The 14,695-nt window shown below is 71.6% G+C and carries 9 protein-coding genes; 4 read left to right on the top strand and 5 right to left on the bottom strand.

Annotation, left to right across the window (positions count from 1 at the left end):
- Window positions 1-117: 117 nt before the first annotated feature.
- From ACZ499_RS04890 to ACZ499_RS04875, 4 genes are all read right to left on the bottom strand, one after another.
- The gene (locus tag ACZ499_RS04890; RefSeq protein WP_385537077.1) at window positions 118-1,347 is read right to left on the bottom strand and encodes a branched-chain amino acid ABC transporter substrate-binding protein; all 1,230 of its coding nucleotides are present in this window, start codon (window positions 1,345-1,347) and stop codon (window positions 118-120) included.
- Window positions 1,348-1,823: 476 nt separating this feature from the next.
- The gene (locus tag ACZ499_RS04885) at window positions 1,824-2,237 is read right to left on the bottom strand and encodes a hypothetical protein (RefSeq protein WP_468672341.1); all 414 of its coding nucleotides are present in this window, start codon (window positions 2,235-2,237) and stop codon (window positions 1,824-1,826) included.
- Between the two features lie 832 nt (window positions 2,238-3,069).
- The gene (locus tag ACZ499_RS04880) at window positions 3,070-3,537 is read right to left on the bottom strand and encodes a PaaI family thioesterase (RefSeq protein ID WP_468672339.1); all 468 of its coding nucleotides are present in this window, start codon (window positions 3,535-3,537) and stop codon (window positions 3,070-3,072) included.
- Between the two features lie 83 nt (window positions 3,538-3,620).
- On the bottom strand, window positions 3,621-5,903 hold the full coding sequence (locus ACZ499_RS04875; protein ID WP_468405194.1) for an FdhF/YdeP family oxidoreductase: 2,283 nt from the start codon (window positions 5,901-5,903) through the stop codon (window positions 3,621-3,623).
- Window positions 5,904-6,035: 132 nt separating this feature from the next.
- Here ACZ499_RS04875 and polA point away from each other — a divergent pair, with 132 nt between their 5' ends.
- The 4 genes from polA (at window position 6,036) to pgfA (ending at window position 12,000) form a co-directional block, all read left to right on the top strand.
- Complete coding sequence (polA, locus tag ACZ499_RS04870) at window positions 6,036-8,744, top strand: DNA polymerase I (protein ID WP_468672333.1); 2,709 nt, start codon at window positions 6,036-6,038, stop codon at window positions 8,742-8,744.
- Between the two features lie 244 nt (window positions 8,745-8,988).
- Window positions 8,989-10,686, top strand: coding sequence for a lytic transglycosylase domain-containing protein (locus ACZ499_RS04865; RefSeq protein ID WP_468672331.1), 1,698 nt, complete (start codon window positions 8,989-8,991; stop codon window positions 10,684-10,686).
- A 153-nt stretch (window positions 10,687-10,839) separates the two neighbouring features.
- Window positions 10,840-10,995, top strand: coding sequence for an SPW_0924 family protein (locus ACZ499_RS04860; protein ID WP_283143937.1), 156 nt, complete (start codon window positions 10,840-10,842; stop codon window positions 10,993-10,995).
- A 15-nt stretch (window positions 10,996-11,010) separates the two neighbouring features.
- On the top strand, window positions 11,011-12,000 hold the full coding sequence (gene pgfA, locus ACZ499_RS04855; RefSeq protein ID WP_468672328.1) for a cell envelope lipid trafficking protein PgfA: 990 nt from the start codon (window positions 11,011-11,013) through the stop codon (window positions 11,998-12,000).
- Between the two features lie 63 nt (window positions 12,001-12,063).
- Here the strand turns inward: pgfA and hrpB are convergent, their stop codons facing one another.
- Window positions 12,064-14,673 (bottom strand): ATP-dependent helicase HrpB, encoded by a 2,610-nt coding sequence (gene hrpB / locus ACZ499_RS04850; protein ID WP_468672326.1) that lies wholly within the window; start codon window positions 14,671-14,673, stop codon window positions 12,064-12,066.
- Window positions 14,674-14,695 lie beyond the last annotated feature (22 nt).

The following is a 14,695-nucleotide window of genomic DNA, read 5'->3' as shown; positions in this document are numbered from 1 at the left end:
TGAGTGCAGGGGAGTAGACGTCGGGCCGCGCGGTCGGACGGTTGTCGTGGCCGCGCGGCCCTGTTGTCGTGCGGTGGTGCGGTGGAACGGGTGGTACGGGGTCGTACGGGGGCTGGATCAGCCGGCGTTGTACGTGCCGCTCTTGACGGCCTTCCACTTGCCGTCGGTGACCTGGTAGACGGTCAGCTGCTTGTTGGTGGTGTCACCGAACTCGTCGAAGGCGACCTTGCCGGCGATGCCCTCGAACTGGGTCTTCTGGACCTCGGCGACGATCTGCTGGCGGGCGTCGGACGGGACCTTGCCGTCCTTCACCACGTTGCCGACGGCCTTGATGATCGCGGTGGCCGCGTCGTACGAGTAGCCGCCGTAGGTGCCGTAGTCGCCCGGGTACTTCTTGTCCTTGTACTTCTGGATGAAGTCCTTGGCGGCGTCCAGGGTGTCGACCGGCACGCCGACCGAGGTGGCGAGGTCGCCCTCGCCCGCCTTGCCGGCGGTGGTGATGAAGGTGTCGCTGTAGATGCCGTCACCGCCGAAGAGCGGGATCTTGGCGCCCGAGTCCTTGAGCTGCTTGGTGACGATCTGTGCCTCGTCGTACTGGCCGCCGTAGTAGACGAGGTCCGCACCCGAGTTCTTGATCTTGGTGACGAGGGTGGCGAAGTCCTTGTCGCCCACGTTGACGTGGTCCTCGCCGGCGACCTTGCCGCCCGCCTTGGTGAAGCCCTGCTTGAAGAGCGCGGCGAGACCGGCGCCGTAGGTCTGCTTGTCGTCGACGACGAAGACGCTCTTCTTCTTCAGGGTGTTGAACGCGTAGTCCGCGGCGAAACCGCCCTGGATGGCGTCGGTGGTGGCGGTGCGGAAGTAGGTCTTGAACGGGCGGGTCTTGTTCCCGGCCGCCCAGTCCTTGCCCTGGGTCAGCGTGGGGTTGGTGTTCGAGGGGGAGATCTCGACGAGGTTGGCCGTCGCGAAGACCTGCTGCATCGTCTGGGCGACGCCGGAGTTCAGCGGGCCGACCACACCGAGGACATCCTTGTTGGCGACGAGCGCGGTGGCGTTCTGCTGGCCGCTGGGCGGCAGCGCCTTGTCGTCGAGCGCCTTGACCACGAATTTGACGCCCGGGACCAGGTTCTTCGCGTTGGCGTCGTCGACGGCGATCTGCACGCCGTACTGGATACCGAGGCCGGTGGCGGAGTTCTGGCCGGTCAGGGGTGCGTCCACACCGATGACCACGGTCGTCTTCTTGCCGCCGCTGTCGCCGTCGTCCTTCTTGTCGCGCGAACCGCACGCGGTGAGGGTGAGCGCCCCTGTGGTGAGCACGGTGGTGAGTATGAGCAAGGAACGGTGTCGCACGATATGTCCTCTCCCTGGCGCGACGCCTCCGCTGAGGCGCCGTGTGACTCGCCGGGCCGTACTGGGGGTGGTGCAGGTGCCGTGCAGCAGACGCGCCCGGCGGCGCGGTGACTGGCCGTGACTCTAGGCGCGGTTGCTGAGTCCGGGACCAGGGAAGGTCAGGATGTGACTTTCTTGTTATGACGAGCGGACACACCGAGGGGAGCTCTGTGGACAGATGGGGGCATTGGTGAGCCCGAAGAGTGCCCACATACTGAGAATCCCCAGTTCCGCTAAGGGGCTTGAGCTGATCTTGCTACTGACAGAGTGCTCCGCCGGGGTAGCGGCCCCACCTGCGGCGATGTCCGTGGAGGGGATTTCGGTGATGATCTTGTGAATGCGGACCGGAGGCACGGATCCCGTTTATCCATTTCGCCCGAGTTACGGAGCGTTACGATCGGGAGTGGCCGGAAGGTTGGTGCGGACCCGGTACGGACCTAGTGCCGACCACCTCCCATCGCGCCGCGCCGGGCGGTGCACTCCTGCCGGGCCTGACGGTCTATCAGCTGGAGCGCGGCCTCGGTGCCGTGCGCACGCTGCTCGGCGCGGGCCGCCGTGACGACCCGGTCGTGGATGGAGTGCTGGTCGATCGAGAACCCCTTCTGCTCCCAGTCGAGGCCCGACCAGCGGTTGCCCTGGACCATCGCGCCGGCCCAGTACGCGACCAGCCGTCGGCAGTCCTCCTCCGGAGTGGTGGTCGTGGGCGCCGGGACGGGGGTGGCGTGGGATGCGGCGCGCTTGCCGCCATCACACCCGACGGCCGCCAAGGCGACGATCAGCGCGCCGACGACGATCCGGAGCGGGGCGTACCGCGTGGCGGCACGGTGTCCGGTTCCCGATGGGCTGGCCATGACGGGAACGGTAGGGGGTCACGATCGGTGACACAACTGGGCTGGGGGGTAAGGGTGTTGGGGGGCGTGGGGCTGGCCCGGGGATCGTGTTCGGCTGCGGGTGGGTGGGGACTGGTCGCGGGGCCCTTCGGGGGGTGCCGGGGTTCGTCCGCGGGTTGTCTGTGGCTGGTGGCGGTTCTCCGCGGGGCCTTCGAGGTGCGGGGGCTCGGTATGTCTGCGGGCCGGCGGTGGCTGGTCGCGCAGTTCCCCGCGCTCCTTAAGCGACGGGGGCATTCGGCTCGGGCAGCCCCGACGCGAGTAGGTCGGGCGCGGCGAATTCAGCCCTTCCGGCGTTTGAGGACCGGGATCCGCGCATGCAGTCCTCCCGGCGTTTGAGGACCGGGATCCGCGCATGCAGCCCTTCCGGCGTTTGAGGAGTGGGGGTCCGGGGCGGAGCCCCGAAGGTGGGGGCGGCGCCGGAGCCCCTGGCGGGGGTATCGGGGGCGGGCCCCCGCGCAGGACAGCGGGCTTCGCCCACGGCAACCTACCCACCCCGCTCCGGGGCCCACGGCGATTCACTCACCCGCTGCGGGGGCACGGCAATCCACTCACACGGCTGCGGGGTCCACGGCAATCCACCCACACCCTCCGGGGCCCACAGCCACCCCCCCACCTCGCTACGAGGTCCGGGGCGGAGCCCCCAAAGCGGGGTGCAGGGGCCGCAGGCCCCGCAAAAGGGGTGCGGGGGGGCGGAGCCCCCCGCCCGGGGCCCGGGGGTGCAGCCCCCGCGAAACCCGCCTCCACCCCCACCCACCCCCGGGAGGGTTCGGGGAAGGGGCGGGGTGGGGCCACGTCAGCCCTTCGGCACCTCCGCGTCCCGCAGCAGACACGTCAGTCGCGCAGTGCACACCCGCTTGTCCTGCTCATCCGTGATCACGACCTCGTACGTCGCCGTCGAGCGCCCCCGATGCACAGGCGTGGCCACCCCCGTGACCAGTCCACTGCGCACCCCCCGGTGATGCGTGCAGTTCAGATCGACCCCCACCGCGATCTTGGAGATCCCCCCGTGCAGCATCGACCCCACCGACCCGAGCGTCTCGGCGAGCACCGCCGACGCGCCCCCGTGCAGCAGCCCGTACGGCTGGGTGTTCCCCTCGACCGGCATCGTCCCGACGACGCGCTCCGCCGAGGCCTCCAGGATCTGCACGCCCATCCGGGTGCCGAGGTGTCCCGCGGAGAACAGCGCGGGCAGGTCGATGCCCAGCGCCGCGTACTCGTCGATGACCTCCTGCGGGAACTTCACCTTGCTCTGCTCACCCATGGGTGGGACTCCGATCGTGGTCCGGTTCCATCTGGCTGTCCGGCCGGCGGCGGCCCGCACGGCCGACCTGTCTGAGCGAACGCTTAGACGGTCGCCGATTGTTCCAGACGTACGATCACGGACTTGCTGGCAGGGGTGTTGCTGGTGTCCGCCGTGGAGTCCAGCGGCACCAGGACGTTGGTCTCCGGGTAGTACGCCGCCGCGCATCCCCGCGTCGTCGGGTAGTACACGACGCGGAAGCCGGGCGCCCGCCGCTCCACGCCGTCCTTCCACTCACTCACCAGATCGGTGTACGAACCGTCCGCAAGCCCCAGCTCGCGCGCGTCCTCGGGGTTCACGAGCACCACCCGGCGGCCGCCCTTGATGCCCCGGTACCGGTCGTCCAGGCCGTAGATCGTGGTGTTGTACTGGTCGTGCGAGCGCAGGGTCTGGAGCAGCAGCCGGCCCTCGGGCACCGTCGGATACTCCACCGGCGCGGCCGTGAAGTTGGCCTTGCCGGTCGCGGTGGGGAAGCGGCGCTCGTCGCGCGGCGCGTGCGGCAGCCGGAAGCCGCCGGGCTTCGCCACGCGCGCGTTGAAGTCCTCGAAGCCGGGGACCACGCGCGCGATGCGGTCGCGGATAGTCGCGTAGTCCCTCTCGAACTCCTCCCAGTTCACCGTGGAGCCGGCGCCGAGCGTGGCGCGCGCGAGGCGGGCGACGATGGCGGGCTCGGAGAGCAGGTGCGGGCTCGCGGGCTTGAGGTTGCCGCGCGAGGAGTGCACCAGCCCCATCGAGTCCTCGACGGTCACGAACTGCTTGCCGCTCTTCTGTACGTCCTTGTCGGTGCGCCCGAGCGTCGGCAGGATCAGCGCACGGCGGCCGGTGACCGCATGCGAACGGTTGAGCTTGGTCGACACATGGACGGTGAGCGAGGCGCGGCGCATCGCGGCCTCGGTGACCTCGGTGTCGGGCGTGGCTCCTACGAAGTTGCCGCCCATCGCGAAGAACACCTTCGCCTTGCCGTCGCGCAGCGCCTCGATGGAGCGGACCACGTCATACCCGTGGTGGCGCGGCGGCGCGAAGCCGAACTCCTTCTCCAGGGCGTCGAGGAACGCGGGCGCGGGCCGCTCGAAGATGCCCATGGTGCGGTCGCCCTGCACGTTCGAATGGCCGCGCACCGGGCAGACCCCCGCGCCGGTGCGGCCGATGTTGCCGCGCAGCAGAAGGAAGTTGACCACTTCCCGGATGGTGGCCACCGCGTGCTTGTGCTGGGTCAGGCCCATCGCCCAGCAGACGATGGTGCGCCTGGAGGCGAGCGCCATGGACAGCGCCTGCTCGATCTCCGCGCGCGTGAGCCCGGTCGCGGCCAGCGTCTCGTCCCAGTCGGCCGCCCGGGCCGCCGCGGCGAACTCCTCGTACCCATGGGTGTGTTCACGGACGAACAGCTCGTCCACGGCCCCCTCGGTCTCCACGATCAGCTTGTTGAGCAGGCGGAACAGGGCCTGGTCGCCCCCGATGCGGATCTGGAGGAACAGGTCGTTGAGCGCCTGGCCGCCGAGCGCGAGGCCCTTGGCGGTCTGCGGGTTCTTGAAGCGCTCCATGCCCGCCTCGGGCAGCGGGTTCACCGAGATGATCTTCGCGCCCGCCGCCTTGGCCTGCTCCAGGGCCGAGAGCATCCGGGGGTGGTTCGTGCCCGGGTTCTGCCCGGCGACGATGATCAGGTCGGCCTGGTGCATGTCCTCCAGGGAGACGCTGCCCTTGCCGATGCCGATGGTCTCGGTGAGCGCCGAGCCGGACGACTCGTGGCACATGTTGGAGCAGTCCGGCAGATTGTTGGTGCCGAACTCGCGCGCGAAGAGCTGGAGCAGGAACGCGGCCTCGTTGCTGGTGCGTCCCGAGGTGTAGAAGAGCGCCTCGTCCGGTGAGTCCAGTGCCTTCAGCTCGGCTGCGATGATCTCGAACGCCCGCTCCCAGGTCACCGCCTCGTACCGGTCGGCGCCCTCCGCCAGATACATGGGCTGGGTGATCCGGCCCTGCTGTCCCAGCCAGTACCCACTGCGGCCCGCGAGGTCGGAGAGGGGGTGCGCGGCGAAGAAGTCGGGGGTGACGCGGCGCAGCGTCGCCTCCTCGGCGACCGCCTTCGCGCCGTTCTCGCAGAACTCCGCCACGTGCCGCTTGTCGCCCTCCGGCCAGGCGCACCCCGGACAGTCGAACCCGTCCTTCTGGTTGACCTTCAGCAGCGTCCGCGTGGCCCGGGCAACGCCCATCTGCTGCTGGGCCACCAGCGCCGTGTACCCGATGGCGGTGAGCCCGGCGGCGGCGTGCTTGGGCGGCGCGACCTGCGGCGCGTCCTGAACCGGGTCCCCATCGGGCGGCTTGGTGGCCATGGCGCTCCCCTTCGAGCGACGTGTGCGATGCGTACGGTTCCGATCCTGTCACGGACCACTGACAGCAGTCCCGGCGCGGTCCCCGCTGGGCACTGGCCGGGATTGTCAGTGGGGCGTGGCAGGATCGGGGACGTGGCTGAGACAGCATCGAAGAAGACCCCAGACAACCGACCGCGCCTGCTCCTCATGGACGGGCACTCCCTGGCGTACCGGGCGTTCTTCGCGCTGCCCGCGGAGAACTTCACGACCGGCGCAGGTCAGCCGACCAACGCCGTGTACGGCTTCGCGTCGATGCTGGCGAACACGCTGCGTGACGAGGTGCCCACGCACTTCGCGGTGGCGTTCGACGTGTCGCGCAAGACCTGGCGCTCCGAGGAGTTCCCGGAGTACAAGGCGAACCGCTCCAAGACCCCCGACGAGTTCAAGGGCCAGGTCGAGCTGATCGGCGAGCTCCTGGACGCGATGAACGCACCGCGCTTCGCGACCGAGGGCTTCGAGGCCGACGACATCATCGCGACGCTCGCCACCCAGGCCGAGGCCGAGGGCTTCGAGGTCCTCATCGTCACCGGCGACCGCGACTCCTTCCAGCTGGTCTCCCCGAACGTGACGGTGCTCTACCCCACCAAGGGCGTTTCCGAGCTGACCCGCTTCACCCCGGAGAAGGTCGAGGAGAAGTACGGCCTGACCCCGCAGCAGTACCCGGACTTCGCGGCCCTGCGCGGCGACCCGTCCGACAACCTGCCCGGCATCCCCGGCGTGGGCGAGAAGACCGCCGCGAAGTGGATCAACCAGTTCGGCTCCTTCGAGCAGCTGGTCGCGCGCGCCGAAGAGGTCAAGGGCAAGGCCGGGCAGAACTTCAGGGACCACCTTGAGTCCGTCAGCCTCAACCGTCGCCTCACCGAGATGGTGCGCGACGTGGAGCTGGCCAAGACCCCGGCCGACCTGGAGCGCGCGCCGTACGACAGGACGGCGCTGATCGGCGTCCTGGACGTGCTGGAGATCCGCAACGCGTCGCTGCGCGAGCGGCTGCTCGCGGTCGACCCGGGCGCGGGCGAGGAGGAGGCCCCGGCCCCCGCCGCCGGCGTGGAGCTGGACGGCGCGGTGCTGAGCGCGGGCGAGCTCGCCCCGTGGCTCGCCGAGCACGGCTCCGGGCCGCTGGGCCTGGCCACCGTCGACGCCTGGGGGCTCGGGACGGGCAGCGTCAGCGAGATCGCGCTGGCCGCCGCCGACGGCCCCGCGGCCTGGTTCGACCCCTCCGAGCTCGACGAGGCGGACGAGCGCGCCTTCGCCGCCTGGATCGCGGACGCCGCCAAGCCGAAGGTCCTGCACAACGCGAAGGCCACAATGCGGGTCTTCCCCGAGCACGGCTGGAGCGTCGACGGCGTCACCATGGACACGGCGCTCGCCGCGTACCTGGTCAAGCCCGGCCGCCGCTCCTTCGCCCTGGACGCGCTGTCCGTGGAGTACCTGGGCCGTGAGCTCGCCCCGGCGGCCGCCGACGGCCAGCTCGCCTTCGGCGCCGACGACCAGGCCGAGGCCGAGGCCCTGATGACCCAGGCGCGCGCGGTCCTGGACCTGGGCGGCGCCTTCACCGAGCGCCTCAAGGAGGTCGGTGCGACCGACCTGCTCCACGACGTGGAGCTGCCCACCTCGACCCTCCTGGCCAAGATGGAGCGGTACGGCATCGCGGCCGACCGCCCCCATCTGGAGGCGATGGAGCAGCAGTTCGCGGGCGCGGTGCAGCAGGCAGTGAAGGAGGCGCACGCGTCGGTGGGCCACGAGTTCAACCTCGGCTCGCCCAAGCAGCTCCAGGAAGTCCTCTTCGGCGAGCTCGCCCTGCCCAAGACCAAGAAGACGAAGACGGGCTACACGACGGACGCGGACGCGCTGGCGTGGCTGGCCGCCCAGACCGAGCACGAGCTGCCGGTCATCATGCTGCGCCACCGCGAGCAGGCGAAGCTGCGGGTCACCGTCGAGGGTCTGATCAAGACCGTCGCGGCGGACGGCCGCATCCACACCACCTTCAACCAGACGGTCGCGGCGACCGGCCGCCTCTCGTCCACCGACCCCAACCTCCAGAACATCCCGGTGCGTACGGACGAGGGCCGCGCCATCCGCCGCGGCTTCGTGGTCGGCGAGGGCTTCGAGTCACTGCTCACCGCCGACTACAGCCAGATCGAGCTCCGGGTGATGGCCCACCTCTCGGAGGACGAGGGCCTCATCGAGGCCTTCGCCTCCGGCGAGGACCTGCACACGACGGTGGCCTCCCAGGTCTTCGGCGTCGACAAGACCCAGGTCGACCCGGAGATGCGCCGCAAGATCAAGGCGATGTCGTACGGCCTGGCCTACGGCCTCTCGGCGTTCGGCCTCTCCCAGCAGCTGAACATCGAGGCCGCCGAGGCGCGCGGCCTGATGGACACGTTCTTCGAGCGCTTCGGCGGCGTACGGGACTACCTCCAGCGCGCGGTGGAGGAGGCCAGGGCGACCGGTTACACGGAGACCATGCTCGGCCGCCGCCGCTATCTGCCGGACCTCAACAGCGACAACCGCCAGCGCCGCGAGATGGCCGAGCGGATGGCGCTCAACGCCCCGATCCAGGGCACGGCGGCGGACATCGTCAAGGTCGCCATGCTCAAGGTGGACCGCGCCCTGACCGAGGCGGGCCTGGGCTCCCGTCTGCTGCTCCAGGTCCACGACGAAATCGTGCTGGAGATCGCGCCGGGGGAGCGCGAAAAGGTCGAGGCCCTGGTCCGCCGGGAGATGGCCTCGGCGGTGTCCCTGCGCGCCCCGCTGGACGTGTCGGTGGGCGCGGGCGCGGACTGGGAGTCCGCCGCGCACTGACCACCGGCCCGGACCACCGGGCCCCCGAGGGCCTGCCCGCCCGGTGCCGCACCCGGCGGGCAGGCCCTTGTGCGGTAGGGGGAACCGATTCTCCGCCATATCTGGGCAGCCGCCGGGTGACGAAGCGGTGAAAAGGTGAATAAGGGTCAGGGGGCGGTGTCGCGCTACCCGGTGGGTCCGTTAGGGTCACCTGAGGCCTGCGCTGGGGAGCGCGAACTGCTGACCACGGGGAGGGGCTGGACGTATGGCACCGCAGATCGGGCGACGGCTGCGCAAGGGAGCGACCACGACCGCTGTGGCCGCGGTGGCGGTGGCGGCGCTCTCCGCCTCCCAGGGACCGGGCGTCCTGGCCGACGGCCCGACGGGTGAACACGCGGCGTCCGGTACCCCGACGCCTCCCCCCGGAGCCCCGGCCAGCGGCGACTCGCCGTACTACACGGACCTCCCGCCCCTCGTCTCCCCGAACCCGGTGCCGGGCGCCCCGACCACCGGCTCGCCCGTCATCGGCGCGGATCTGCAGGGCATACCCGCGACCGTCCTCGACGCCTACAAGAGGGCCGAGGCCGAGCTCGCCCGCGACCGGGCCTCCTGCCACCTCCCCTGGCAGATACTCGCGGCCATCGGCAAGGTCGAGTCCGGCCAGGCCAACGGCGGCCGCGTCGACGCCGACGGCACCACCCTCACCCCGATCCTGGGCCCCGTCCTCAACGGCGTCGGCTTCGAGAACATCACCGACACCGACGGCGGCTCCTACGACGGCGACACGGTCCACGACCGCGCCGTCGGCCCCATGCAGTTCATCCCCTCCACCTGGGCGAGCTCCGGCCGCGACGGCAACGGCGACGGCCGCAAGGACCCCAACAACGTCTACGACGCCTCGCTCGCCGCCGCCTACTACCTCTGCGGCAGCCGCGACCTCGCCGTCCAGTCCGACCTGGACAAGGCGGTGCTCAGCTACAACCACTCGCAGGAGTACCTGAGCACGGTCCTGTCCTGGTTCGCCTACTACAAGCGCGGCTCGCACGAAGTCCCGAACGGTACGGGCGTGCTGCCGGGCAGCCGCAGCGACACCCCGGGCCGCCGGCCCTCCGGCACGGTCCCGGCGCCGCACCCGTCGACCCCCGGCCCGACGCCGAAGCCCACCCCTTCCAAGCCGGGCCCGACGCCGACGCCGACGCACCCGCAGCCCTCCAAGCCCGCCCCGAGCGACCCCGGCTCACCGAGGCCGCTGCCGTCGAAGAAGGCGAGCACGTTCGAGGACGCGGACACCGCGCCCCTGAAGGCCACCGCGGGCTCCTCGTTCGCCGGACAGCCCAAGGTGCGCGTCAAGGACCAGTTCGGCCGGCCGATGGGCAAGGCGACCGTCCGCTTCCAGGTCATCGGCGCCACCGACGCCCGCTTCCCGGGCGGCGCCACTCAGGTCACGGCCACCACCGGCGGCGACGGCCGCGCCACCGCCCCCGCACTGCTGGCGGGCGAGCAGGCCGGCAACTTCACCGTCCGGGCCACCGTCGTCGGCACCACCCTGCCCGAGATCAAGTGGACCGCGACCGTCAACGCCCGCCAGGCGGACGCCCTGGCGCGCACCGACACCAAGGAGCTGACGGCCGCCCCCGGCGCCGAGTTCGCCAACTACGTGGAGGTCAAGGCCACGTACAAGGGAGCCGTCGTCCCCGGCATCGCCGTCGCCTCCGCGATGATCGTCACCCCGGAGGCGCCCGCCGCCGGCACCGCGGTCGCCGACCCGAAGGTCAACGACAAGGGCCCCTACTTCAAGGACGACAAGGGCAACCCGATCCGGTCCCTGAAGGATCTGAAGACCGACGCCAACGGTGTGCTGCGGCTTCCCAAGATCTACGCGGACGGCCAGACCGGCACCTTCGTGCTCCGCCTCACCACCCCGGGCGGCGCCACCCTCGACGTCCAGCTCAAGGTCGCCTGACCGCCTCCCCTCTCGCGGCAATCCGCCGCCGTCGTCTCCGGACCGCCCCCGCTGCCGCAAGTGCAGCGGGGGCGGTGCAACGTGTTCTCATCTCACCCCCGCGTTGCTACGGTGCCCCAACCCTGACGACCCATCAGCTCCGGGAGGCCGAGCATGCGCGCCCTCGTCGCCGCGGCCATCGGGCTCGCCGCCGCCCTCGCCATCGTCCTGACCGTCTCGGCGATCGGCGGCCCCGAGGGCACCACCTCGCCCAAGCCCCTGCTCACCACCGTCCCCACCGCCCCCGGGGCCATCCCGCCCGGGAAGTAGAGGAGAGCCGGCCGCATGCGACGCAAAGCCAGCCTGATCCTGCTCGCCCTCGCCGTCTTCCTCACGGCGCTCTCCCCGCTGCTGCGCTGGTACGCCTTCCCCCGGCTCGCCAAAATCCCGCCCAGCCAGTACCAGGAGACGGTCCTGGAGGCGAAGAACGCCACCCTCCTCGACTACAACCGGTTCAAGTCAGTGACGGTCCCCAAGGTGACCATCGTGCAGACCCTCAAGGGCAACGTCGAGGAGTCCCGGAAGATCGAGAAGACCTCGGGCAAGGACGTCGTCGTCTGGGACTCCCTGACGTATGTCCTCGACGACAAGGGCCAGTTCGTCTCGAAGAACCCCGAGCGCTACATCTTCGACGCCCACAGCCAGGCCCCGGTCCACGCCACCGGTGAGATGGTCGACGGCGACCCGGTCAAGCGCGAGGGCATCGAGTTCAAATGGCCGTTCCTCACCGAGAAGCGGGACTACGAGTACTTCGACGCCCAGAGCCGCACCAGCGCCCCCATCCACTACAAGGGCACCACCACCTTCCACGGCCTGAAGGTCTACTACTTCGAACAGACCATCCCCTGGACCCGGGTCCCCTTCCCCAAGGCGATGCCCCTCGGCGTCACCCCCGAGGTCGCCAAGCAGACCGGCCTGACCCGGTGGTACAGCACCAAGCGGATGTTCTGGGTCGACCCCGTGACCGGCGGACCGGTCAACGGCGAGGAGATCCACCAGGAGGAACTCCGCAACGCCACCGCTCTGTTCGGCCAAGACAAGATCACCGCCTTCTCCGGTCATGTGAAGATGCGCGAGGACTACGTCGACCACACGGTCGCGCTGATCAAGAAGAACCGCACCCTGGTCCTGCTGCTCACCTCCTACCTTCCCTGGGGCTTCCTCGGACTCGGCACCGCCCTGCTCGCCCTCTCCCTGTGGCTGGAGGCCCGCAGCCGCCGCCCCGGCACCCCGGCCCGGACGGCCCGTACGGAGCCGGAGCCGGTCAACGCGTGACCTCGGCGCGAGAGCGAGCCGGGTTTCCGCAGGACGCCTTTCCCCAGGTCGCCTTTCCGCAGGTCACCGTTTGAGCCGGGCGTTGGTGTAACGCGTCGGTTGGGCCTGCGAAGGGTCCTCCGGCCAGGGATGCTTGGGGTAGCGCCCGCGCAGTTCGGCGCGGACCGCCCGGTACCCCTCCCGCCAGAAGTTCGCCAGGTCGGCCGTGACGGCGGCGGGCCGCCCGGCCGGGGAGAGCAGATGTATGAGCACGGGCACCCCGGCGACCTCCGGCGTTCCCTCCAGCCCGAACATCTCCTGGAGCTTCACCGCCAGCACCGGCTGCGCGCCCCCGTACTCCACCCTGATCCGCGACCCGCTCGGCACCTCGATGCGCTCCGGTGCCAGCTCGTCCAGGCGCGCCGCCTCGCCGCTCGCCCACGGCAGCAGCCGGTTCAGCGCCTGCCCCGCGTCCAGCCTCCCCAGATCGGCCCGGCGCCGCGCCCGGGACAGCTCCGGCTCCAGCCACTCCTCGGCCCGCGCGAGCAGCGCCCCGTCCGACACGTCCGGCCACGGCTCGCCCAGCGTCCGGTGCAGAAACGCCAGCCGCTCCCGCAGCCCCCCGGACTCCCGCGACCACCGCAGCAACCCTATGCCCTCTCTCGCCAGCCCCTCCAGGAGCGCCTGTCGCACCAGAGCGGGGTCGGGCTGTTTCAGCGGACGCACAGACAGCTCCACCGCGCCCAGTCGCTCCACCTCCCGGGCGACCACATCGCCGTCCTCCCAGTGCACCTCCTCGCCCTCGGCCCCCAGCGGCCCGGCCGCCACGCGCGCGATGCCCTCGTCCACGACGGCGGCCAGCCGCACCCGCGCCGAAGCGGCCTGCACCGGCCGGTCCGCCACGGCCACCGCGAGCCACCCGGCACTCCGCAGCCCGGACCCCTGGCCCAGCTCGGCCCGGGTACCGGACACCATCAGGAACGAGCCCTCGCCCCGAGCCCGCGCCACCCGCTCCGGAAACGCCAGCGCGGTGACCAGCCCGGCAACGGCGTCGTCCGCTCCCGACGCCGGGGAGGGTCCCGCCCCGGAGCGCGAGGGAGAGGTGGACACGGGGCGCGCTCCCGTCGTCGTGGACACGGAACCCGCTCCCGTCACCGTGGACACGGAACCCGCTCCCGTCACCGCCGACGTCAGCCGCCGCACCTCCTGGCGCCAGCGCGCCGCGTATCCGTCGCCGCCCCGGCGGGCCGTGCGCCACGCCGCCGCGAGGTCGTCCCCGTACTCCCTCGGCGGCTCCTCGCTCAGCAGCGCCACCACCTCGGCCGCCCGGCGCGCGCCCACCTCGGCCGCGCCGTCCAGGAGCGCCCGGGCAAGCCGGGGGTGTACCCCGAGCCGGGCCATCCGCGCGCCCCGCTCGGTGGCCCGGCCGTCCTCGTCCACCGCGCCGATCGCGGTCAGGACGGAGCGGGCCGCCGCCATGGCCCCGGCGGGCGGGGCATCGAGCAGCGCGAGGCCCCGTGCGGTCGGATCGCCCCAGCACGCGGCCCGCAGGGCGAAGGACGCCAGGTCCGCGATTTTGATTTCGGGGGACGGGAAGCGCGGGCGCCGTGCGTCATCGGCCGGCGCCCAGCACCGGTACACCGTGCCGAACGCCTCCCGGCCCGCGCGGCCCAGCCGCTGGGTCGCCCCGGCGTCCGACACCGTCACGGTCGCCAGCGAGCCGAGCCCCCGTGCGTGGTCGACGCGCGGCTCGCGGGCCAGCCCCGAGTCGACGACGATCCGCACGCCCGGCACGGTCAGGCTGGACTCGGCCACGGAGGTCGCGAGGACCACCCGCCGGCGCCCTTCGCCTCCCCGCAGCACCGCGTCCTGGACCGCCGCCGGAGCCCGCCCGTGCAACTGGAGGACCTCGGCGTCCACCCCGTTCAGTATTCCGGCCGTCCGCGCGATCTCACCGGTGCCCGGCAGGAAGCAGAGCAGATCCCCTTCGTGCGCCTCCAGTGCCAGCCGGACCGTCGCCGCGACGTGGCGCAGCAGCTGGGGGTCCACCCAGGTGCCGTGGGCCGGGCGGATCCCGGCGGGCGGCGGGGCGTAGTGGATCGCCGCCCCGTGGCCCTGTCCCGTACTCCGCACCACCGGGGCCGGGCCCGAGCCGTCGGCCACCGTCAGAAGCTGTGACCAGGCCTCCGCGTCGCTGGTGGCGGAGGCCGCGATCAGCTGGAGCTCAGGGCGCAGGGCGGCCCGTACGTCCACCAGGAAGGCGATCGCGGTGTCCGCGTCGAGATGGCGCTCGTGGCACTCGTCGAGCAGCACCACGTCCACCCCCGCGAGCTCGGGGTCGCGTTGCAGCCGTTGCAGCAAAACGCCGGTCGTCACCACTTCGACCACCGTGCCGGGGCCGGTGCGGCGCTCCCCGCGCACGGAGAAACCGACCGCGTCCCCGACCTCCTGGCCGAGCAGCCAGGCCATCCGGCGGGCGGCGGCCCGGACCGCCATCCGCCGCGGCTCGGCCACCAGCACCCGCCGCCGTGGGCCGGACCCGGTCAGCCCGGCCAGCGCCAGCGGCACCAGCGTGGTCTTGCCGGTGCCCGGGGGCGCGGACAGGACCGCCGTGCCGCGCCCGTCGAGTGCGCTCAGCAGCTCGGGCACGGCATGGCGTACGGGAAGACGCTCGATCGCGTCGGTTCGGATCACGACCACAGTTTCGTACGTCCCG

It is taken from the genome of Streptomyces sp. NPDC031265 (genome assembly GCF_055570295.1).
Note: the sequence above shows the minus strand (reverse complement) of the source record. Positions and strands in the feature narration are given on the sequence as shown.